This is a genomic window from Pelosinus propionicus DSM 13327, from assembly GCF_900114615.1.
Classification (GTDB): Bacteria; Bacillota; Negativicutes; order DSM-13327; family DSM-13327; genus Pelosinus; species Pelosinus propionicus.
On the sequence record NZ_FOTS01000007.1, the window covers coordinates 124,771 to 145,691 of the forward strand.

The following is a 20,921-nucleotide window of genomic DNA, read 5'->3' on the forward strand; positions in this document are numbered from 1 at the left end:
AATCAATGAGGAGAAACATCATGATATCTTACTTTTTAGGCAGAAGAAAATACAGATACTGTATAAAGGGAAAAATGGATATGTCGTGGAATGCAATACTTGATATGATTGTAAGGTGGTGACAAAGTCCGAGTGAGGGAAGCGATTACGAAGAAAACAAGTTTACAGGAGATCCAAGATGCCGTGATACAATATGCAAAAGTAATATCCCATGTTATCAAAGTCGATGTAGAGATTGTTGATACTAGGTTATTTCGTATTGCTGGTACAGGGCGCTATGACAATCATCTGAACGAGGACATGTCCCAAGAAGGGTTTGTATATAAGCAAGTATTAGCTACAGGACAAACCCAATTTATTGAAGAACCTGGTAAACATAAATTATGCACCACATGTCCAAAGTATGAACACTGCGAAGAAAAAATGGAACTTTGCACTCCTATCAAGTCTAAAAATGAAATCATTGGTGTAATTGGGCTGATTTGTTTCAATGAAGAACAAAAGCAGCGTTTACTGCAGAACTTGAATTATTATCAGCTATTTTTAGTCCAAATTGCTGAATTCATCAGCGCAAAGGCTTATGAGCATCAAGAAAGCGAACGAATTCAGCTCATGATGAATTTATTATTTCAGGTTATCAATAGCGTAGATAGAGGCGTACTTATTTTAAATCAAAATAACGAGATCATACAAATCAATAATAATGCATTAAAACAATTGCAGTTGTCATCATCTTGTATAAATGGGAAAATGATAATTGAGGCTACCGGCGATTCCTTGTTAGGCGCAGAAGAGTATAGGGTTACTATCGGTAATAAGATATTTTCTCTAATGGGTGAACTGCTAGCAGTTTCGCCAGGAATTTCTGTGTATAATCGGATTTTTATTTTTAATGAAATTAAAAACATCAAGTCAGGTATTTATGGATTGACCAATGTAGCTAAGTCTGTAAAGTTAGATCATATCATTGGCAAATCGGAGGTTATTCAGGAGCTAAAGAATAAGATTGTGAAGATTGCTGATTCAAATTCAACAGTTCTTATTACAGGTGAGAGCGGTACTGGTAAAGAACTGATTGCTAGGGCTATTCACGCAGAAAGCAATCGCAGTGACAAGCCATTTATTGCGATTAACTGTGGAGCGATTCCTGATACGCTATTAGAAAGCGAACTTTTTGGATACGTGAAAGGGGCTTTTACTGGGGCTGATCCTCGTGGGAAAATTGGTAAGTTTGAATTAGCCAATAAAGGGGTTATTTTTTTAGATGAAGTTGGGGGTATGCCAATTTATTTACAGGTAAAACTTTTGCGAGTATTGCAGGAGAGAACATTGGTACGTATTGGTTCTAATCAATCCATAGCATTTGATGTACGAGTCATTACTGCTACCAATAAAGATTTAAGGCATTTAATAAGGGAAAATAAATTTAGAGAAGACTTATACTATCGGATGAATGTGATTCCACTTGAAGTACCTCCTCTCCGCCATAGAATAGAAGACATTGAAGTGCTTGTAGCAAGTACCATGGAAAAGTACTGTGGTCTATTTCACAAAAAAGTACAGGCAATTGATCGAAAAACGATGGATATTTTAGTAGGTTATCCTTGGCCTGGTAATGTGCGGGAATTAGAAAATACCATTGAATTTATGATAAATATGGCAGATGACTTTGGCATTTTAACGCAGGAGACCTTACCAAGAAATATAAAAGAATATAAACGCCAGATTGTTGAAACAAGTGGTGAAAGTATTCGGCCGCTTTGTGAGGTGGAGAAGGAGCATATTTTGAAGGCTGTTGCTTTTTATGGCAGCGATACTAAGGGTAAACAAGTCGCTGCGAGGCAGTTAGGGATTGGGGTCGCTACTCTTTACCGAAAATTAAATGAAGTTTTATAATCAGCAGCTGTGAATAGAATGCCCTTTGGTCAATGGACCAAAGGGCATTTATTTTTAACCGACTGTGTTTATTAATGTTCCTAGACCCGTAATTGATAATTCCAATTTGTCTCCAGGCTTTAAATATACAGGAGGTTCTAAGTAGGCTCCGACACCGGCAGGGGTGCCGGTAGAAATAATATCTCCGGGCTCAAGAGTGATGCCAGAAGAAATTGTATTGATAAGTGTTGGTATGTCAAAAATTAAAGAATTTGTATTAGCATGCTGTCTGAGTTCTCCATTTACTTTTAATGTTACGGTTAAGTCATGAATTGAAGGAACAGAAGATTTATGAACAAGGTATGGACCCATTGGTGCTGTAGTATCAAGACTTTTACCACGAAACCATTGCTGGTGGCGTTTTTGCAAATCTCGCGCAGTGACATCATTTAAAATGGTATAGCCAAATATATAGTCCATTGCCTCTTCTTTGCTAACATAGGAAGCCTTTTTTCCAATGATTACAGCCAGTTCGACCTCATAGTCCAAGGCACTTGTAACTTGGCTATGGCTGTTAATGATGTCGCCAAGACCAATTACCGTGGTAGGAGCTTTGGTAAAGATAACTGGGTGTTTAGGGATTGCCACACTCGGGTCGGCGCTTTTGTCACCTTCCATAGCGTGTTCGGCATAGTTTTTGCCAATGCAGAAAATATTTTTGGCTGGTCGGGGGATTGGCGCTACAATCCGGATGTTATCTGGGGACAGTAGAAATGGAAGATCACTTTGTTCTTCAACTGATTTCATGATCGACTTGACTCGTTGAATCGCTAATTCACCTTGCTGAATAAGAGAGAGTAAAGTAGCTGGCAATATGGTCTCTCTATAAAAATAATGCTCGGCGGCCAGTAGAGGAATAATCTGTTTCTGATCTGCTGTCATTAGGCCGATTTCTTCTTGACCATTAGATTGATATGTTAAAAAATGCATGCAAGTACCTCTCCTCTTTAAAATAGTATATACAAAATTTAACATAATCTCATTTTAGTATTTTGTCAATCGTTATATGAGCAATGTTACGAAAGGTTACGAAGGAAATATGGCAGATTACTTAACGTCTGCATTTCTAATATGACATACTGCTGTCTTATTATTTCATTATAATTAAGGAAAAGACCTGATCTATATGATTGCGGATTTTGTACAGGCAAAAAAGGAGAAATGAAAATGATAATAAACAATTTACTTCTTAAACTAAAAGCCAGAGACCGTGAAAGCATCGATAAGGCTAGAGATGTATTGCTGAGCATGAACGGTAAAATTGAATATCTTCATGATTTGAGGGTAGAATTAGATATTCGCCATGGCGCGTCGTCATATGACATCATTTTGATGAGCCAATTTGTATCTATGGCAGATTTTGATGCGTATCTGGTTCATCCAGTCCATATGGAAGTATCCAAATTCATCGCGGGTGTATTGGAAACTGGAGCATCCGTTTGTTATGAAAGATATAAATAAAAAGGTAATAAACTACAAAGAAATGAGGTTGCCTTGCAGGAATTTTCTCTAATATAGCAAACTATTGATAGTGATAATCATTATCTTTAAAACTGATGCAAGCTAAAGTCAAAGCTGTGATGTGGTTTTAAGAGAGTGATATGCTTACAGGAGGATGATTAAAATGGCACGAGTTTTAGTAGTTGATGATTCTATGATGATGAGAAAGACGTTGCGTAAAGTACTGGAGAAAGCAGGGCATGTGGTAGTAGGAGAAGCAGCAAACGGTGAAGAAGCCATTGCTCATTATCCAGAATGGGTACCAGACATCGTGACGATGGATATTACTATGCCAGGTTTAGGTGGAATTGAAACGATTAAACGTCTTGTACAGTCGGATCCGGCAGCAAATATTATTGTTGTGAGTTCATCGGGTCAAAAACACGTTATAATGGATGCCTTGCAATTGGGTGCTAGGAACTACATTATTAAACCAATTAATGAAGGCAATTTACTTCCTGTAATAGACCTCATTTTAGACAACAAACAGGCAGGTATAAAGTAGCGATCTAGTCGAGAAAGGTTATAGCTATTTAGACGAAAAAGGAGAAAACAAAATGTTTAATCAATATTTTGGGTATTACTTGCTAAATAAAGGATTGGTTACTCCTGAACAGCTTTCTCAAGCACTTCATTATGAGAGTTCTACCCGAGTCAAACTAGGCGTTCTTGCTGTAGATGCAGGCTTGATGACAGCGGTACAAGTAGGAGAAGTTCACGATCTTCAACGTGCTAAGGATAAAAAATTTGGCGAGCTGGCGCTAGAAAAAGGATATCTGACTGTTGTACAGATAGAAGAGCTATTAGCTGCTCAGGCAAAAGGGCATCTCACGCTGATTCAGACAATCGCAGATAAAGGATATATGGTGCTAGGCGACATCGAAAAGGCACTAGCTGAATTTCGTGTGGAATGTGGCATTACAGCCCCTGGATCAGCCTCTTCAGCCCCCATTGATGATACTGAAATCAAAAAGCTGCTGGACTTCTCACAGGCGGGTGACAATGCCCATGTATTGTATAGTTATGCGGGCTTGACGCTGCGCAATATGGTTCGTTTCTTAAATGAGACTCCTTTTATGCAGCCCGAGGCTATTGATGCAGAGCATAGCAGTCAATGGGTTGCATCCCAGAGAATCATCGGCGATTTGAATATAACAATTGACTTAATTATGGACGAGCAAACCGTACTGAAAGCCGCTAGTCGTTTCAGCGGCGAAGAACTTACCATAATTGATGAAATGGCTCTTGATAGCATTGGTGAATTTCTGAATGTCCATAACGGTGTTTACTGCAGTCTATTGTCTACTGATGGATTTAAAGTAGATTTGCAGCCTCAGACAGTCCGTAAACAAAAAAATTCCACTGAGACTTCCGGCTGCCCCATCGTCATCACCACGTTATTAGGACGTTTTGATTTCAGGTTATCCTTTAAAGTATTATCAAAAAATAGCAGTACAAGCTAAATGCTGCATGTTCCTGCTAGCGATAGTAAGTCCTCCGCAATATCCTTAATAAGGTATATATTGCGGGGGACTTACTTATATAGATGCATTTTTTAAATAAAAAATATATAATATAAGTTATATGACAAGATTGCTTTAAAGATGCAATGGATAAAGATTCAGGAGCTTGATGGAATGAAAAACCTTTTGGTATTGCCACAATTACGATGCTACTTTGAAAAAGACCTACCGGATACACAAGTGTTACTTGTCGCAGGGGGGAGGAAACCAGCAGCTGAATGGCTGATTCAGGCTGCGGATCTGTTCCCAGTTTGGTGTGTAGATAGCGGTATAGATAGTTGTCACGCGAATCACATTATTCCTGAGCGGCTCATTGGTGATAGTGATAGTGCTACATTCCAGGGATGGACTTGGGGACAGAGCTTGGGGATCCCCGTGGAGGTCTATCCGGCAGAAAAGAATTTGACGGATTTACAATTAGCATTGCAACGGGTGGGAGTGGTCCATGGACAGGCTGCAGTCACTCTAACTGGCATATGGGGAGGCCGCTTCGATCATACCTTTAGTAATATTCATTCATTAAAGGGCTGTGAAGATTTTGGGATACGGGGCTGCTGCGCAGCAGATGAAAAAGAGGTGCTGATCTTGTTAAAAGGTAGGGAGTCTATATGTATCGAAACAGCTCTTCCTCCAGAAGTAGTTTCTTTGCTCCCGTTATCTACGGAATGTACGGATGTATCGATTGAGGGAGTTCACTGGCCCTTGACCAATGTAATATTGCGGGATGCCCTGCCTTATGCTGTTAGTAATCGTCCCCATGCAATCCACAGAGAAATTCGCGCTTCGATAGGAACAGGTTGGTTAGGGATTTATTTATGCTGGAATGGAGATGAGTGTTATGGAAGCAGCTTTTAGTAAGAATATAGCAATGATATTTGAACAGACTACCAGTGTTTTCGCTTTAGCAGCTATAGTAGCATTGATATTTGCTTTTGCTTACATAAAAAAAGTAAAATTAAATACGCAGATGATGGTTCATATTAGTTTAATGGTAGCATTGACCATCATTTTGCATACTTTCCGCTTATATCATATGCCTCAGGGAGGCAGTGTAACCTTGGGCGCAATGATTCCGCTTTTATTGATTGCTTTTCGTTATGGACCGATTGTCGGATACCTCGCTGGGTTTGTCTATGGTCTGTTTAATTTACTCCAAGATCCTTATATTCTGCATCCTATTCAAGTCCTTTTTGATTATCCTCTGCCTTATATGGCACTTGGTCTGGCGGGATATTTCAAAGATCGAATGCTGCTGGGGGCCATTGTAGGCAGTTGCGGTCGATTTATTTGTCATTTTATATCAGGAGTAGTTTTCTTTGCCAGCTATGCACCTCCTGGAACATCTCCCTATTGGTATTCCTTCGTATTTAATGCCACCTATCTTTTACCGGAGTTGATGATCTGCCTATTCATCTTACGTGTACTGCCAGTGAAGCGTTTGCTGCTTCAAATGAGAAATAGTGAAAATTATATATCAGGTTATGGACGGTAGAGTCTTTTACTGAATCATGGCAAAGTGTTTAGGCTTTGTAGAAAATAATAAATTCCTGCAAAGGACTCTAAGGAGAATTTGCAGGAATTTTGTAGTAAAAAAGGTATGATACTTCACAGCCAGGTAATTCAGGAACTGCTATTCTGGCACTACTGTAATCGGATCACCATTTTTTACATCGTTGATATTGCTTGTTATGATTATGCTTTGCTGTGGAAGGTCAGAGGTGATCTCGGTATAATCACCAATGGTTTCTCCAATACTTATTTCTTGCAGGAGCGCTTTTTCATTGACCGCGAGATAGATGAGATTTCTTCCCTGATCATCTTGAAATATTGAAGCTTTAGGAACTGCAGGCACGGATACTGTTTTACCCGTATCAATATGAATCGTAACAGACATACCAAATGTAAGCAATCCATTTGGATTAGCAGCAAGTTTCATATGGGCAAGATAGGCAGATACTTCTTCTGCTTCAATTCGAGGATAGATTCTGGAAACCTGACCTCCCACCTTTTGCCCAGATATTTCTATTGCAGCCGGTGTACCAAGATGAACTAAATATAGATCGTTTTGGTTTAGAGGAATAACAACCTCTACTTCTTGGCCGCTTCCTAAGGAAAGCAGCTGTTGCCCAGCTTGTACCGCTTTTCCAGAAGAGGAGGATAAACCAGTCACGATACCGTCGATTGGAGCGTTGATTGTAGCAGAGCCGTTTACAATACTGCTGGATGAATGCGTTGTATTTTGGGTGCCGGATAAACTTTCTTTTGCTTCTTGCAAACGGGCGGCAGCAGTATCCAACTGTCGTCGTGGAATCGCTCCTAACTCGAATAATTTTTGTAAGCGGTTAAATTCTTTTAGGGCATTATCATAATTATTTTGCGTTTGCTCGGAAGGTCCTTCTGTAGTTTGCTCGACGACTGATGCTGTAGATGCCTCAATCTTAAGCAGAGGCTGGCCTGCTTTGACTACTTGTCCTTTTGCGACGTATAGTTCATTAAGAAGACCAGAAAAGTCTGCTATAATCGGAGTGGATGTGGCATGTTCGACAGAACCCGTTCGAATGATTTGTACCGGCTTATTTATATTGCCCAAGGGGATGGCAGTAAGATGAATTGACTCTCGAGGAGCCCTGTGTCCATTCCAGATTGAAAATGGGAACAGGCTATTATGACTGGCGGCTAATAATAGTGCCGCAGCAAATGAAAGTAAGGTTAGCATAGCGACAACGGGATATTGCTGGATTAATTTTTTCACCTATATTTCCTCCAATAATGATACTGTAGTAGTTACTATGTTCTCACTTTTCACTTTTTACGTCAAGTTTTGATAAGAAAAGTGAATTAAATTGCAGGATAAGACAGTAAAAGAGATGTATTTCCGGTATAATGTAAAATAGAGTGAGTCAACATTATTTGTGACTATACTACGGCCAGAATATTATGGTGGCTATATTTATTTAAAGGAGGAGATACATCGTAATGCATATTTCAAATGAACCTCATGATACGCAAAAAGCAGGCAGCCAGTGGACGAAGTTTATCTCTGTCCGATGGATTGTTTCCTCCATGTGCGTACTTAGCATATTTTCGGTAATCCTTTTTGCAAACTATCATCAAAGTATCAGTGCCGGCAGCCGTGTAATCCCTGAGCCTGAACCGATTCGACATAGAGACAATGGACAGGTTCAAGAAATTGAAAAAATGGCGAGAGATACCGATCAGCTAGCGACAAAGCCTTCTATTTGGCCAACTAGCGGAGAAGTTACCTCTGGCTTTGGCTGGCGTAATTCGCCTATGGGTGGCGGAAGTGAATTGCATCCTGGGATGGATATTGCCAATAGTATGGGAGCACCCGTTGTTGCCGCCGCTGATGGTGTGGTTGTACAGAGTGGGGCGGCTGGAGGCTACGGCAATATGGTGCAGATTGATCATGGCAATGGCATTTCCACTATTTATGGGCATAATTCTCGTATAATTGTAAGTGTCGGCCAAAGTGTGAGAAAAGGTCAGGTCGTTTCTTATGTAGGCAGCACAGGGAAAAGTACGGGGCCTCATCTTCATTATGAAGTCAGAGTAAATGGGAACGCAGTGGACCCGATTGGTTTTATGGTTCAATAGTCAGCGGTTTAACTAATAAAATCCTAAAGGAAGGCTCATACCTTCTTCTAGGATTTTATTAGTTAATGTAAGATATCCCACATTTGTTTTCCAATTAACAAGGTTGTCATTGAAATGAATAGAGGTTTTATATAAGTGGTACCTCTGGCAATTGCAAACCGAGAACCTACGATTGCACCAAAAATCATTGCGATCCCCATACTGATACCATAGACATAATTGACGGAACCAAATAGCAGAAAGGTTGAGACTGCACCAAGATTGCTTGCTAAATTCAAGGCCTTGGCATTTCCCGCAGCTACTACGAAATCAAATCCCAGCATTAAAAATGCAAAGATTAGAAATGATCCAGCTCCCGGTCCAAAAAAACCGTCATAAAAACCTAGTAGGAAAGCAACACAACCTCCTAAAATACCGACCCTTTTGCTAATTCCCTTATAAGTAGACTGTTTTCCCCAATCCTTTTTGAAAATCGTATAGATGGCTACTAAAATCAACATAACGATAACTAATGGTTTTAAGAATTCCGGCGGAATCAGTCGCACCGTATAGGCTCCTAATACAGAGCCAAATAGGGATAAAGGAAAAAGATATTTCACTAATCCAAGGTCCATCTTACCTGAACGCAAAAAAGATATACTGCTGGTACTGGAACAGCAGATGGAAGCAAGTTTGTTAGTCCCTAATACAACGCTGGGAGGCAGTCCTGTCATCAGCAGTGCTGGCATGGATATTAAGCCACCGCCGCCAACAACTGAGTCGATAAAAGCAGCAACAAAACCTGCTCCTAATAAAAAACTAAGCATTTCTAAACTAATATGCTCCATAAACATTACCCTCCGATTTTTACGACACGTTATCCATGTCTTCTATGTCTTATCTTATAGCGCAGCCAACGTTCACAATCTGTCCATACGGCAATAATCATAAAACCGCCAATAAAAAGCCTCCACCAATTTAGACCGCTGTAAAATTGGTCAATGCATAAAAATAAAACAATAATTGTGCATACAAAACTGCAAGCCCGCATGGTTTTGCCCCCCTTATTCTGCACAACCTTATTGAGTGCTGTCTCTTGAATTTATTATAGCCAGTGCGTATACTTAAAGTAAAACAAATAAAATTCATTAATAATATGCAAAGAATTAATATTTACTTAAAAGGGGCTATCATGAATATTGATGACATTCAAGCTTTTTTAGCAGTTGTCTCTAATCAGAGTTTGACAAAGGCTGCCGAAATTCTTCACCTATCTCAGTCTTCTGTGAGCCATCGCCTCAAGAACCTGGAACAAGAACTAGATCTGGTTTTGATTGAACGTGGCAAAGGATTAAAAATGATTTCTCTGACTCCTGCTGGTGAAGATTTTATTCCAGTCGCTGAAAAATGGATTCAATTGTTACTAGAAACTCAATCATTAAAAGCACGTACTCGTTTGTCTTTAGCGATTGGTGCAGTTGACAGCGTAAATACTCATGTGCTGCCCAATATTTATCAGCGAATCATCCAACAGCATCCCGCCATGCGCTTACATATCTATACCCAAAATTCAACAGACCTTTATACATTAATTGAACAGCGTACAATCGATATTGCTTTTGTGTTGCATGAAAGAATCATAAAGAATATCGAACTAACGCCCTTTTTTGCAGAACCTATGGTTGTTGTTCGCTTGGCATTGCCAGAGCATTTAGAAAACCCCAATATTGATCCGGATCAGCTGAAGCCCCGTGATGAATTGTATCATGAATGGTTTCCGGCTTATCAGATTTGGCATAATAAATGGTGGGATCCTTTTCAGTCATCTCATATTCAAGTAAGCAACGGTCCCATGGTTTTACCTCTCCTTAAAACACCAAAACAATGGGCCATTGTCCCCTTATCGATTGCTCAATCTACGGCGGCAGCAAGCACATATACGATTCAAAGGCTGAGTGATCCTCCCCCTGATCGAATTTGTTATAAGCTAACTCATAAATTTGCGAAATCCAGAACAAAAGAAGCAATACGAATTTTTGATGCCTTTGCATCAGAAATATTCACAGAAGCTGATTACCTGACCCAATATACTTGATATTAGGGGGTATGGCATTGAGGACCTCTCCATAAAGGATATTGCCGCCTATAAAGAAAAATCGATGTGATTCAAAGTGGCAAGAGATTCTGATGGCGGCTAAGTCCTAAGTAAGGTTTAAGCTTGACAGTGATCTAGAGATATTATATAGTTAGTTTCATAGAACTAACTAAAAAGGAATAAGGCTATGGCAACTAAAGAGGTAATCGTCAAAGCGATCAATGTTTTATCAGACTCAATGCGTGAATGTATGCGAAAACATAAGGAGCAGACTCCGAATAGTCAGGAATTATTTAATTTATCCATAACCCAATTGCATTATCTCCACGCAATAAGGGAGAGGACGAATCCTACGATTAGCGAACTTGCTGAAATGTTTGGGGTACAAAGATCAACCGTAACCGTTGCAGTGAATAAGTTATTACAGCGCGGCTTTGTTGAGAAATTTTCATCGCAAAGCGATTTACGAGTCGTGTATGTACGCCTGTCGGAGAAAGGAAAATATTTAATTGAGATCGAGGATATGGGATACTATCAATTTGCGGATCTCATTATGGAGACGTTGGATGAGACAGAAAGGAAGACCTTTACATTTCTTTTAAATAAAGTTACCAATACTATTACCCGCAAATAAGCGGGTTTTAAAATAAATATATAATTAGTTTCATAAAACTAATTATATAAAAATATGAATTTAAGGAGGTTAATAATGAAGAAAATAGCTGGCTTCTTAAGTGTTTTTTTTATTATTTTAATTTACTATGGGGCAGCGCTCTCTTGCCTAGCCAATGATATTCAGAGTATATCAAATCAAGAGGTTCTTTTGCTTATTGTAGATAAATCAAAAGAAACCTATGGCACCCAGCTGCAGAGTGAGATATTTACACAATTAAAGAAACAGCTAAAGGCTGAAGTGATGAAAGAAAGTGAGCTGATAAATCAAAGTCGTCATGAGATTGATGAAATAGCGAAGGTAGAACAATCAGGATTATTAGATTTAGCTAAAAAGATAGGTGCAGATCAAGTACTAGTCGTAGAAATATTACCGGTTAAGTCTGATTTTAGTGACATTGCATTTTATAAGGCAATACGATCAGAAGTTACACTAAGCATTCGTTTATATGACGTGGCAAGAAAGCAATATGTGCTGTTTGAAGACGTAGCAGGTACAGATACGAATAAAACGGTCATTCCGTATACGTCTGTAGGAAAGAAGGTAACAGTACTGGAAGCGATTCACAAAGCTACTTACAAGGCAGCAGAAATGGTAAATCAAAATGCAGAAAGTGATTAATACGTATAGCTAAATTCTCTGTCCTATGGAGGTGGGTTATGAATAGGAGGCAATTTATTAAATGGAGCGGTGCAGGTCTTGCCGCAGCAGGAGGGCTTTCTCTCTTTCATTCCTTGGCACAGCTAAAAGAAGTAGCTAGAGACAATTCTTATGATTATGTCCAAGAAATAGAAAAAGACTTTAGGGAACTGCTATATCTAGCATCCTTAGCGCCTAGCGGACATAATACGCAGCCATGGACAGTGAAGTTTATTACTGTTCATCATTGGATAATTGGTACTGATGCTGCCAGATGGTTGCCTGCTGTGGATCCAGAAAATCGGGAAGTTTTGATATCAATTGGAGCTTTCTTGGAAAATCTAGTAGTAGCTGCAAGGGCAAAAGGGTATGATATAGAGGTTCAGATAAAAGCACAAAGTTCCAGAGATAAAGAAATAGTAGATTTGCAGCTGCATAAAGTAGCTCAGTCAGAATCTTTTGACATTAAGAAAATTCAATTACGCAGGACCATAAGAAATAACTTTCTTACGAATGAATTATCCAATGAAGATATTCGCTTTCTTGCAGGGAAAAACAAAGAGTCGTTCTTTTATTTCTCAAGGCAGGCCAAGGAAGGTAAGTATCTATCTCAAGGGACTGTTTTAGCAAATAAAATACAAGCGGATCGAAATTCTACGCAAGAGGAATTGGCGAAATGGATTCGATGGTCTAATGAAGAGGGCAAGAAGTATCAAAATGGATTGACAGCTGAAACAATGGAAATTGAAGGAATAGCACGATGGTTTGTTAAGAATTTCTACTCACGTCAATCTGCATTAGCAAATCATTTTCGTAAAGCAACGATTCAGAAAATACAGGAGCAGGTAGCAACTGGCAGTGGTTGGCTTCTGCTTACGAGTAAAGATTCTTCTATTACAGAGTTGATTAATATAGGGCGGAATCTTCAGCGAATATGGCTTGCTGCAAGAGATAAAAAGATAGCAATTCATCCGATGACGCAAATGGTTGAAGAAATAGCAGTACGAAATGATTTCTTCTCAAGATTAGGGATTGCAGGCGAGATGCAGCTCTTATTACGAGTTGGTTATATCAACGACTATCCTAAACCCGTAAGTCTAAGGATGCCCTTACAGCGTATTATTGTATAGGGAGTACATTTTCGCACCAATTGAGAAGCTTCTATTTTCTCATTCGTTGCGATCATGGATATGACCAAACGAACAGATTGAAAAAAATTAACTGTTCATTTGGTATTTTTTTTGACAAATATTCCGATCTAGTGTATTATCTAACTAATACACTAGATCGGAGATGTAGCAAGTTAAGGAGATGAAGGTATGGAGTTTGAATTTGATGATAAGATGCCTATATATCTACAAATCATGGACCACATAAAAATGGATATTGCTACAGAAAAGTTAAAAGTAAATGATAAATTGCCTTCAGTACGGGAAATGGCAACCATTTTAAAGGTAAATCCTAATACCCTGCAAAGAGCCTATCAAGAACTTGAGAGACTTGGAATAGTCTATACCCAAAGGGGTATGGGAACATTTGTGGGGGAGCGAAAGCATATGATAGATGATTTGAAACAGGAGATGGCAAAGGAAGTAATCGATTCTTTTATTCTGAGAATGAAACGTCTGGGGTTTAATGAGGAAGAGATTATTGAGAGTATTTCTAAAAATATAACAGAGGTGAAGAAAAATGTATAATGTATTGGAAGCTGAAAACGTATGCAAATCCTATTTAAATAAAAGAGCACTGCAAGGAGCAAATTTAACAATACAACAAGGAAAAATTTTGGGCCTTCTTGGTCCGAATGGTAGTGGCAAAACTACGTTTTTAAAGATAGCAGCAGGCATATTACATCCTTCCTCTGGAAAATTGCTTATAGATGGCCAAGAACCTGGGGTGTACACAAAGTCTATCGTTTCGTATCTGCCTGATACAGAGTATTTATTCAAATGGATGAAAATAAAAGATGCAGTTCAATATTTTAAAGATTTTTACACGGACTTTGATGAAAAGAAGGCGTTTGCGCTGCTGGAGTTTATGAAACTAGATGCAAATAGCAGCGTTAAGAGTCTGTCAAAGGGCATGAAAGAAAAATTAAAATTAACTTTAGTGCTTTCGCGGAAAGCTAAGCTATATATACTGGATGAGCCTCTTGGTGGAGTAGATCCTACTGCTCGAGAAAAAATACTAGATGCAATCATCAATAACTTTAGTGAAGATAGTTCCATGATCATTACGACTCATCTTGTTAATGATATTGAACGAATTTTTGATGATGTGGCATTTATATCTGATGGAGAGATTGTATTGCAAGGCAATGCCGAAGAATTAAGATTGAACAAGAATAAATCCATTGATGAATTGTATAGGGAGGTATTCCAATAATGTTTCATCTTATAAAATATGAACTAAGAGGAAAGTTGCTAACTATACTTGGCATTTGCCTATCGGTTATAATCGGGAACCTTTTTTTAATGACAAAGGTAGAATCCTGGCAAATTGGAGTACCTGTACTATCGGGTTTTTTAGGGGGAGCAGCTTTAGTTGTTATCGGTATATCTTCGTTAACATTAATGAGTGATTATTTGTATGAGGATCAAGGGTATCTGCTATTTACACTTCCGCAGTCGGGTACATCAATTATGGCTTCGAGATTAATAGCAGCCGTAATTCAAATCAGCCTTGTTGCTCTTGTATCTGCAGCCATGTTTGGTGTACTTGATCAGGGGAGATTATTCAATGCTATTTTTAATCAAGTTGAGCTTCATGAACTAGTGTATTCTATCCTTTTGCACCTATGGACCATCGTTTCAACATTGACATTTATGTATTTTTGTATGGTGGTTGGCAGAATTGCCTTGAAAGGAAAAAAGATAGGGAAAATAGGCTCATTTGTTATTTTTGTTCTACTTAGCATAGCAAAGGCAGGGCTAGCAGTAGGAATTTCAAGCTCCTTTCCCCAGATGGTGCAAATCCACTCTGTCACAACAATGACAATGAATGTTGGCAGTATGATTTTTGACATCGTTACCTTTGGGATATTATTTATGGCGACTTCTTATTTATTAGAGCATAAGGTAGATTTATAAAAAACGCTACTGCTTTAACAGCCGTTTTATCCTGCATCGTTGTCGTCTTGTCACAGATCTTCGATCTGCGAGGTTCCTCTGCCTTGCAGGTCAAAGAAATCCTCATTAAATTATCGATAGTATTAACGCAGATGGGGTAGTAGGAATCGATCCTCTAATATTGACAATGAGAATAATATATTATATATTATCGTGTAAATAATGTTATATATATTGGGGTGTAAAGGATGTCAATTACTTCGATCACCAAATCAGAAGCTATATACAATGAAATCAAAAAAGAGATTCTTAATGGAACCCTTAAACCGGGAGCTCGTTTGTTGATACAGCACATAGCCAATCAATACGGTGTAAGTGATATTCCTGTACGAGAGGCATTGAGGGAACTAACTTCCGAAGGATTCGTTGAAACAACACCACATGTTGGATCCAGAGTTGCTAGCATGTCTTTAAAAGGGATAGAAGAAATGTTCTTTATGCGTGAATTCTTAGAACCTTTAGCCGCTGAATTAGCTGTGGAAAATATTGATGAGCAGACGATAGGGATATTGGAAAAATATTATCATGAGATGGAAAGCGCATTAGAAGCTGGTAATGTGACAGAATACCGTGATCTTAATAGAGCATTTCATAAATTATTTATTGAGGCCAGCGGAAACGAGCTGCTGACAAAAACAATATTTGAATTAATGGAATCTGAGAAAAGAATGCAGATGATATTTCAACTGTTTCCAGAAATAATTGAAACATCGAATACGGAGCACAGCATAATATTACAATTTATAAAAGACAGAGATAGCAAGGCGTTGGCAAAAGTGGTATATGATCATAAAAAGAAGGTATTTGACAAGATGCGTCAATATCTACGCTCTCAATTTAATACTTGAATCATAACGACATTGAATATCTATTTTGTCTCGGGGTTAAAAAGCACACTTGGCTTTTTAACCCTCAGAATAAAAGTAGATATAAAAAAGCTGTTGACAAGATTAGAATTTTAAGTATATATTATATATAATATCAGAATATATAATATATTTTAAATATTGATTATGTTTTAATATTACTGCTTTAGTCCATAGCAAGCATTTCAAGTTCTTAAATTGGCTGTAGTCTTATCGTCTTAATCATTTAAAATTGGATTGTCAACTTTAATTATATATTATATATAATATATAATTAAAAAGAGATAAGCGTACGATGGTTCCATTCGTTTTTAGAGCAAATGAAAAATAATGAGTATCTAAGGAAATGGGGGGATGAAATGGAAAAAAGACGGCAGAGTCTTCAGGCTGAAGTGGCGCAATTTATATCAGAATTGCAGTATAATAGCTTGCCTGGAGAAATTATTGAAGATGCAAAGTATCGTCTTCTTGATTGGCTGGGAGGTGCATTAGTGGGGGCGCGCTATACACCATCTGTCATTGTTACCGAAATGGTAAAGTCAAATGGCGGCATTGCCCAGGCAACAGTATTGAAAGGCGGTTTAAAAGTTCCGCTTTCTCAGGCTGTGTTAGTCAATGGAATTATCGGGCATGTAGCTGAGGTTGATGATGGGCACAGGCTGGCAATTGCCCATCCTGGAGCCGTTACGATTCCAACTGCACTTGCCATAGCAGAAACGTATAACAAGACGGGCAAGGAGCTATTAACAGGTATCATTGCGGGGTATGAGGTGCTAATCAGATTGGGTACCGCTGTCAATCCATCTCATTATCACATGTGGCATACGACTGGCACATGCGGGACATTTGCTGCTGCTGCTGCTGCTGCGAGTGTATTAAAACTTGATAGAGACAGGATCCTTATGTCCCTTGGAATCGCAGGGACAATGGCATCGGGATCACGAGAAACCTTTGGTACACATGCCAAAGCGCTCAATGTTGGACATGCTTGCCAAAGTGGCATTCAATCGGCTTTATTGGCGATGAAAGGTTTTACAGGACCTGAAGATATTCTTGGAGGCAAGAAAGGCTTTATTAAGGCAACATCTTCAAACGATAATAGTAAAATTCTTAAACAAATAAATGACAGCAGCTTTTTATCAAGAACAGCGTACTTTAAAGTGTATGCATCCTGTGGACATACCAACTCGCCATTAGATTTAATTTTTATGATCCTGCAAGAACATGATTTATTACCGCAATCCATAAGGCAGGTGCAGATAAAGACGTACCTTACTGCTGTTGAACTGACGGGACAATTTAAAAACAGCAATGAAGAAGAAGCAAAGTTTTCATTACCTTATTGTATAGCTGTTGCGCTCTTATATAAAAGGGTCACATTAGAAGAATTTTCCTTTGATAAATTAAATGATCCGCTTGTAGCCAAAATAGCAGCCAAAATAAAAATTACAGAGGACCCGGAAGCTACAAGGAATTTTCCAAGAGAACGAAGGGCGAGCATTCAGATTGAAATGGATAACAACCTAATCATTGCAAAGGAAACTATTTCATCAAAAGATGCTCCAGACTATAGCGCTCTCGAGGAGAAATTCAGATCACTGGCGAGTACCTGCTTAGAGCGCCAACGTGTAGAAACCGTTAAGGAGATGATTTTAGGCATTGATAAACTAGATGATTTAAACATGCTAATGAAGCACCTAATGTAAACAAATTTTAAAATAGGAGATGGTTTAAGATGGCTTGTCATATGATCGATTCAATTTTATTTAGTGATAATTATCTTACTGCAAAAATGCGAGAAATTTGGGATGATAAAGCAATTATTCAAAATTGGCTGGATGTAGAAGCTGCATTGGCGGAAAGCCAAGCAGAGCTTGGTATTATTCCTGCTGCAGTTGCTCAGGAAATTGTCAAAAAAGCCAAAGTAGAGAACTTAGATCTTGCTGTAGTCAGGCAAGACATTAACAAGATTGGCCATTCCCTTGTTCCAATACTTCGGGAGCTGCAAAGAAAATGTAATGGTAAAGCGGGAGAGTATATTCATTTAGGTGCCACAACCCAGGATATTATTGATCTTGGATTTATACTAGCTGCGAAAAATGCGTTTGATGTAATATATAATGATTTATATGAAATTGAAGAAATATTGATTGACTTGGTAGAAAAGCATAAAAATACGATAATGACTGGTCGATCACACACACAGCATGCATTACCTATTACCTTTGGGTATAAAGCTGCCATATGGGCAAGTGAAATTCACAGAAATCTAGAGCGCATGCAAGAGTGTAAGAAAAGAGATTTTGCGGGGCAGCTCGGCGGTGCTGTGGGTACCTTGGCAGGTTTTGGCGAACATGCTTTTGAATTGCAAGAAAAAGTTATGAGCAAATTGGGTCTTGTGGTACCTGATATTACTTGGCATGTTAGTCGGGATAGAGTGGTTTCACTAGTAAGCATGCTGGCTTTAGTTACAGGAACATTGGGTAAGATTGGGAATGAAATTCTCAATTTGCAAAAGACGGAAATGTCAGAATTAGCGGAGCCATGGTCAGATGGACTTGTAGGCAGCAGTACAATGCCTCACAAGAGAAACCCTAACGGTGCAGAGGGTATGGTTAGCATGTCTAAGCTTGTCAAAGGAAACCTGCTTGTGATGTATGAATCTATGATTCAGGAACACGAAAGAGACGGGGCTGCTTGGAAAGTTGAGTGGGTGGTTATGCCTGAGGCTTTCATCTTCGCTGGTTCTGCTATGGCAAAATCCAAGAAGGTACTGAGTGGCTTAGTGGTAAACAAAGAAAAAATGGAACAGAACCTGGATATTCTAAAAGGTCTATTGCTATCGGAGGCTGCTATGCTTTATCTAGGTGAAAAACTCGGCAAACAAACAGCTCATGAAGTGGTGTATGAAATTTCAATGAAGGCGTTCAAAGATAATGCTTCTTTCAAACAATATCTTTTAGACGACCCTAGAGTCAATACATATTGTACGGCAATGGAACTGGACAACATTTTGAATCCCCACAATTACACAGGCTTTAGTTATAAATTAGCAGAAAACGTTGTGGAAAATATTAAGAAGGACCGATCTTAGAAGGCGGATTAGAAAAAGGCATAGTAAGATATCTTGGGCTCCTGCGATTTAAAGTAAATTGAAGGGTAGGGATAGAAATGTTAGGACTTTCACTGTCTGTGGTCGTAACCGCTTGGGTTGGCTATATGCTTTACAAAAGGTATAAGCCGCAAGGGGTATTACTGGCAGCTGGTATTGCTTTGATGGTTTGCGCGGTTGTATTTGGGAGCGGAACCATCTTGCCAGCAAAACAAGCGACAGGCTTTATTTGGTTTGACATATTTGAAGCCGTGAAAAAAATGATGAGTGACAGACTGGCGGGATTAGGCTTAACGATTATGTCCATTGGTGGATTTGTAAGGTATATGGAGCAGTGCGGTGCCAATAAAGCATTGGTAGAAGTATCTGCATATCCTCTCAAATTAGTACGTTCGCCGATGATTGTAATGATGGTGGCATATATGATTGGTCAGGTGGTGGACGTGTTTATTCCAAGTCACGCTGGTCTTGGACTACTCCTAATGTTGACGTTGTATCCGATTATGGTAAAAGCAGGTCTTAGCAAGTTAACTGCTGTTGCTATTATTGCTACCGCAAAATTCACCGACATTGGTCCAATTTCATCAAATGCTATTCTAGCGGCTCACACTGCTGGATTAGATCCGGTGACGTATTTCATCAAATATCAGCTTCCTGTCGTTATACCGTCGATAATAGTGGTTGGTATTGCCCATTATTTCATCCAACCCTGGTGGGATAGACGTGAAGGCTATAGCGTAGATGCTTCGAATAATGCCGTTGAAGAGGCGGCTGCTACAGAAAAGATACCTCGTGTATACGCAATTTTACCCACTTTGCCACTGATATTGGTAATTGTATTCTGCCCATTGTTTGTTAAGTCGGTTAAAATGGATGTTATTACAGCGATGCTCATTTGCACAATAGTCGCTATGATCTTTGAATTTATTCGGTTGAGGGATATTCGTCCAGTCATGGACAACATTATGACTTTTTTCGATGGAATGGGGAAACAGTTCGTTGTTGTAGTATCATTGATCATTTGTGCAGAGACTTTTGCAATGGGCTTGGTGAAAATCGGTGCCGTGGATGCTCTGATACAAGGGGCACAATCAGCTGGTTTCGGTTTGAAGTCAATGGTGCTCATTATCAGCATGATCATGGTTGCATGTTCGTTTATTATGGGTTCAGGTAATGCCTCTTTCTTTGCTTTCGCTGGATTGGCTCCTAAAATTGCTGCATACCTTAAGGTGGATCCTGTACTAATACTACTGCCTATGGAAATTACGGCGGGTTTTGGTCGATGCATATCGCCGATAACCCCCGCAATTGTCGCTATATCCAGTATAGCCGATGTATCACCTTTCCAAGTGGCAAAGCGTTGTGCAATACCGGTTATAATTGGGCTTATCGCGAATATGGTTACTACGTATATCATTTTTTTATAGACGAGAAAAATAAAAACAAAAGTTAAAACAGCAAGGGAGGAAGAAAAATGGCTATTGACGCAATCGCTCTACATATGACAGATAATGTGGCTACTGCAGTGCAGGATCTCAAGGTAGGACAAGAGGCGACAGTTCGGATCAATCACGATGTTTGTCATATCATATTGCAAGAGGACATTCCATATGGACACAAATTTACGTTGAAACCTGTCCATTTCGGAGAAGAGATTCTTAAATATGGTGAAATTATTGGACGAGCCACCAAAGATATCGGAGCCGGTTATCATGCCCATGTTCAAAACATTGAAAGTCTGCGTGGACGCGGCGACTTGAAGACAAAGCAATCTGGTAATATGTCAAGCCCATAAAAAATAAGTTTTGTAAGTAATCCGCAAAAAATGGGTGCACTAAACAAGCCTCTTCTTCAAG

At 39.1% G+C, this 20,921-nt stretch carries 23 protein-coding genes; 19 read left to right on the forward strand and 4 right to left on the reverse strand.

All coding sequences use genetic code 11. The annotated features are described in order from the left end of the window. Positions 1-132 precede the first annotated feature (132 nt). Positions 133-1,896 (forward strand): sigma-54-dependent Fis family transcriptional regulator, encoded by a 1,764-nt coding sequence (locus BMZ99_RS05445; protein WP_245754828.1) that lies wholly within the window; start codon positions 133-135, stop codon positions 1,894-1,896. Between the two features lie 54 nt (positions 1,897-1,950). On the opposite strand, the gene BMZ99_RS05450 is transcribed toward BMZ99_RS05445, so the two are convergent. Next, positions 1,951-2,865 (reverse strand): fumarylacetoacetate hydrolase family protein, encoded by a 915-nt coding sequence (locus BMZ99_RS05450; RefSeq protein WP_090933727.1) that lies wholly within the window; start codon positions 2,863-2,865, stop codon positions 1,951-1,953. Positions 2,866-3,102: 237 nt separating this feature from the next. Here BMZ99_RS05450 and BMZ99_RS05455 point away from each other — a divergent pair, with 237 nt between their 5' ends. The 5 genes from BMZ99_RS05455 to thiT all read left to right on the forward strand — a co-directional run bounded on the left by BMZ99_RS05455 (position 3,103) and on the right by thiT (position 6,450). Then, positions 3,103-3,396 (forward strand): Dabb family protein, encoded by a 294-nt coding sequence (locus BMZ99_RS05455; RefSeq protein ID WP_090933728.1) that lies wholly within the window; start codon positions 3,103-3,105, stop codon positions 3,394-3,396. Positions 3,397-3,559: 163 nt separating this feature from the next. Continuing rightward, on the forward strand, positions 3,560-3,940 hold the full coding sequence (locus tag BMZ99_RS05460; protein WP_090933729.1) for a response regulator: 381 nt from the start codon (positions 3,560-3,562) through the stop codon (positions 3,938-3,940). 52 nt (positions 3,941-3,992) lie between these two features. Continuing rightward, a complete protein-coding gene (locus BMZ99_RS05465; protein ID WP_090933731.1) occupies positions 3,993-4,898 on the forward strand; it encodes a chemotaxis protein CheX in 906 nt (301 codons plus the stop codon). Positions 4,899-5,072: 174 nt separating this feature from the next. Next, positions 5,073-5,813 carry a thiamine diphosphokinase gene (locus BMZ99_RS05470; RefSeq protein WP_090933733.1) on the forward strand — a complete coding sequence of 247 codons (741 nt, stop codon included), beginning with the start codon at positions 5,073-5,075 and terminating at the stop codon, positions 5,811-5,813. Next, positions 5,797-6,450 carry an energy-coupled thiamine transporter ThiT gene (thiT, locus tag BMZ99_RS05475; protein WP_090933735.1) on the forward strand — a complete coding sequence of 218 codons (654 nt, stop codon included), beginning with the start codon at positions 5,797-5,799 and terminating at the stop codon, positions 6,448-6,450. Before BMZ99_RS05470 ends, thiT begins: the two co-directional genes overlap by 17 nt. Before the next feature lie 138 nt (positions 6,451-6,588). Here thiT and BMZ99_RS05480 read toward each other — a convergent pair whose 3' ends face one another. Further along, the gene (locus BMZ99_RS05480) at positions 6,589-7,710 is read right to left on the reverse strand and encodes an efflux RND transporter periplasmic adaptor subunit (protein ID WP_090933737.1); all 1,122 of its coding nucleotides are present in this window, start codon (positions 7,708-7,710) and stop codon (positions 6,589-6,591) included. A 224-nt stretch (positions 7,711-7,934) separates the two neighbouring features. On the opposite strand from BMZ99_RS05480, the gene BMZ99_RS05485 reads away from it, so the two are divergent. Next, positions 7,935-8,573 carry a M23 family metallopeptidase gene (locus BMZ99_RS05485; RefSeq protein WP_090933739.1) on the forward strand — a complete coding sequence of 213 codons (639 nt, stop codon included), beginning with the start codon at positions 7,935-7,937 and terminating at the stop codon, positions 8,571-8,573. A gap of 62 nt (positions 8,574-8,635) precedes the next feature. On the opposite strand, the gene BMZ99_RS05490 is transcribed toward BMZ99_RS05485, so the two are convergent. Together BMZ99_RS05490 and BMZ99_RS26225 are read right to left on the reverse strand one after the other, a co-directional pair. Further along, the gene (locus BMZ99_RS05490) at positions 8,636-9,400 is read right to left on the reverse strand and encodes a TSUP family transporter (protein ID WP_090933741.1); all 765 of its coding nucleotides are present in this window, start codon (positions 9,398-9,400) and stop codon (positions 8,636-8,638) included. Positions 9,401-9,429: 29 nt separating this feature from the next. Beyond that, positions 9,430-9,603 (reverse strand): hypothetical protein, encoded by a 174-nt coding sequence (locus tag BMZ99_RS26225; RefSeq protein WP_175490482.1) that lies wholly within the window; start codon positions 9,601-9,603, stop codon positions 9,430-9,432. 141 nt (positions 9,604-9,744) lie between these two features. On the opposite strand from BMZ99_RS26225, the gene BMZ99_RS05495 reads away from it, so the two are divergent. The 12 genes from BMZ99_RS05495 to BMZ99_RS05550 all read left to right on the forward strand — a co-directional run bounded on the left by BMZ99_RS05495 (position 9,745) and on the right by BMZ99_RS05550 (position 20,860). Further along, positions 9,745-10,647 carry a LysR family transcriptional regulator gene (locus tag BMZ99_RS05495; RefSeq protein WP_090933743.1) on the forward strand — a complete coding sequence of 301 codons (903 nt, stop codon included), beginning with the start codon at positions 9,745-9,747 and terminating at the stop codon, positions 10,645-10,647. Between the two features lie 187 nt (positions 10,648-10,834). Next, positions 10,835-11,281: a MarR family winged helix-turn-helix transcriptional regulator gene (locus BMZ99_RS05500; RefSeq protein ID WP_090933745.1), complete on the forward strand. Its 447-nt coding sequence runs from the start codon at positions 10,835-10,837 to the stop codon at positions 11,279-11,281. Positions 11,282-11,356: 75 nt separating this feature from the next. Next, the gene (locus tag BMZ99_RS05505; RefSeq protein ID WP_090933747.1) at positions 11,357-11,941 is read left to right on the forward strand and encodes a hypothetical protein; all 585 of its coding nucleotides are present in this window, start codon (positions 11,357-11,359) and stop codon (positions 11,939-11,941) included. A 38-nt stretch (positions 11,942-11,979) separates the two neighbouring features. Further along, positions 11,980-13,089, forward strand: coding sequence for an Acg family FMN-binding oxidoreductase (locus BMZ99_RS05510; protein ID WP_090933749.1), 1,110 nt, complete (start codon positions 11,980-11,982; stop codon positions 13,087-13,089). Positions 13,090-13,278: 189 nt separating this feature from the next. Then, complete coding sequence (locus BMZ99_RS05515) at positions 13,279-13,656, forward strand: GntR family transcriptional regulator (RefSeq protein WP_090933751.1); 378 nt, start codon at positions 13,279-13,281, stop codon at positions 13,654-13,656. Then, complete coding sequence (locus BMZ99_RS05520) at positions 13,649-14,344, forward strand: ABC transporter ATP-binding protein (RefSeq protein WP_090933753.1); 696 nt, start codon at positions 13,649-13,651, stop codon at positions 14,342-14,344. Before BMZ99_RS05515 ends, BMZ99_RS05520 begins: the two co-directional genes overlap by 8 nt. After that, positions 14,344-15,048 carry a hypothetical protein gene (locus tag BMZ99_RS05525; RefSeq protein WP_090933755.1) on the forward strand — a complete coding sequence of 235 codons (705 nt, stop codon included), beginning with the start codon at positions 14,344-14,346 and terminating at the stop codon, positions 15,046-15,048. Before BMZ99_RS05520 ends, BMZ99_RS05525 begins: the two co-directional genes overlap by 1 nt. A gap of 227 nt (positions 15,049-15,275) precedes the next feature. Next, positions 15,276-15,935: a GntR family transcriptional regulator gene (locus BMZ99_RS05530; RefSeq protein WP_090933757.1), complete on the forward strand. Its 660-nt coding sequence runs from the start codon at positions 15,276-15,278 to the stop codon at positions 15,933-15,935. 377 nt (positions 15,936-16,312) lie between these two features. Next, a complete protein-coding gene (locus BMZ99_RS05535; protein WP_090933759.1) occupies positions 16,313-17,659 on the forward strand; it encodes an MmgE/PrpD family protein in 1,347 nt (448 codons plus the stop codon). A gap of 29 nt (positions 17,660-17,688) precedes the next feature. Beyond that, a complete protein-coding gene (gene purB, locus BMZ99_RS05540; RefSeq protein WP_090933761.1) occupies positions 17,689-19,047 on the forward strand; it encodes an adenylosuccinate lyase in 1,359 nt (452 codons plus the stop codon). Between the two features lie 77 nt (positions 19,048-19,124). Next, the gene (dcuC, locus tag BMZ99_RS05545; RefSeq protein WP_090933763.1) at positions 19,125-20,492 is read left to right on the forward strand and encodes a C4-dicarboxylate transporter DcuC; all 1,368 of its coding nucleotides are present in this window, start codon (positions 19,125-19,127) and stop codon (positions 20,490-20,492) included. A 47-nt stretch (positions 20,493-20,539) separates the two neighbouring features. After that, positions 20,540-20,860: a UxaA family hydrolase gene (locus tag BMZ99_RS05550; RefSeq protein WP_090933765.1), complete on the forward strand. Its 321-nt coding sequence runs from the start codon at positions 20,540-20,542 to the stop codon at positions 20,858-20,860. Positions 20,861-20,921: the final 61 nt, after the last annotated feature.

What these genes read in the sequence shown, in the direction of transcription:
- BMZ99_RS26225 (WP_175490482.1), bottom strand. Translation starts at nt 9,603, where the DNA reads ATGCGGGCTTGCAGTTTTGTATGCACAATTATTGTTTTATTTTTATGC.
- BMZ99_RS05450 (WP_090933727.1), bottom strand. Translation starts at nt 2,865, where the DNA reads ATGCATTTTTTAACATATCAATCTAATGGTCAAGAAGAAATCGGCCTA.
- purB (WP_090933761.1), top strand. Translation starts at nt 17,689, where the DNA reads ATGGCTTGTCATATGATCGATTCAATTTTATTTAGTGATAATTATCTT.
- BMZ99_RS05495 (WP_090933743.1), top strand. Translation starts at nt 9,745, where the DNA reads ATGAATATTGATGACATTCAAGCTTTTTTAGCAGTTGTCTCTAATCAG.
- thiT (WP_090933735.1), top strand. Translation starts at nt 5,797, where the DNA reads ATGGAAGCAGCTTTTAGTAAGAATATAGCAATGATATTTGAACAGACT.
- BMZ99_RS05510 (WP_090933749.1), top strand. Translation starts at nt 11,980, where the DNA reads ATGAATAGGAGGCAATTTATTAAATGGAGCGGTGCAGGTCTTGCCGCA.
- BMZ99_RS05500 (WP_090933745.1), top strand. Translation starts at nt 10,835, where the DNA reads ATGGCAACTAAAGAGGTAATCGTCAAAGCGATCAATGTTTTATCAGAC.
- BMZ99_RS05515 (WP_090933751.1), top strand. Translation starts at nt 13,279, where the DNA reads ATGGAGTTTGAATTTGATGATAAGATGCCTATATATCTACAAATCATG.
- BMZ99_RS05485 (WP_090933739.1), top strand. Translation starts at nt 7,935, where the DNA reads ATGCATATTTCAAATGAACCTCATGATACGCAAAAAGCAGGCAGCCAG.
- BMZ99_RS05460 (WP_090933729.1), top strand. Translation starts at nt 3,560, where the DNA reads ATGGCACGAGTTTTAGTAGTTGATGATTCTATGATGATGAGAAAGACG.
- BMZ99_RS05525 (WP_090933755.1), top strand. Translation starts at nt 14,344, where the DNA reads ATGTTTCATCTTATAAAATATGAACTAAGAGGAAAGTTGCTAACTATA.
- BMZ99_RS05505 (WP_090933747.1), top strand. Translation starts at nt 11,357, where the DNA reads ATGAAGAAAATAGCTGGCTTCTTAAGTGTTTTTTTTATTATTTTAATT.
- BMZ99_RS05535 (WP_090933759.1), top strand. Translation starts at nt 16,313, where the DNA reads ATGGAAAAAAGACGGCAGAGTCTTCAGGCTGAAGTGGCGCAATTTATA.
- BMZ99_RS05465 (WP_090933731.1), top strand. Translation starts at nt 3,993, where the DNA reads ATGTTTAATCAATATTTTGGGTATTACTTGCTAAATAAAGGATTGGTT.
- BMZ99_RS05470 (WP_090933733.1), top strand. Translation starts at nt 5,073, where the DNA reads ATGAAAAACCTTTTGGTATTGCCACAATTACGATGCTACTTTGAAAAA.
- BMZ99_RS05550 (WP_090933765.1), top strand. Translation starts at nt 20,540, where the DNA reads ATGGCTATTGACGCAATCGCTCTACATATGACAGATAATGTGGCTACT.
- BMZ99_RS05490 (WP_090933741.1), bottom strand. Translation starts at nt 9,400, where the DNA reads ATGGAGCATATTAGTTTAGAAATGCTTAGTTTTTTATTAGGAGCAGGT.
- BMZ99_RS05455 (WP_090933728.1), top strand. Translation starts at nt 3,103, where the DNA reads ATGATAATAAACAATTTACTTCTTAAACTAAAAGCCAGAGACCGTGAA.
- dcuC (WP_090933763.1), top strand. Translation starts at nt 19,125, where the DNA reads ATGTTAGGACTTTCACTGTCTGTGGTCGTAACCGCTTGGGTTGGCTAT.
- BMZ99_RS05520 (WP_090933753.1), top strand. Translation starts at nt 13,649, where the DNA reads ATGTATAATGTATTGGAAGCTGAAAACGTATGCAAATCCTATTTAAAT.
- BMZ99_RS05530 (WP_090933757.1), top strand. Translation starts at nt 15,276, where the DNA reads ATGTCAATTACTTCGATCACCAAATCAGAAGCTATATACAATGAAATC.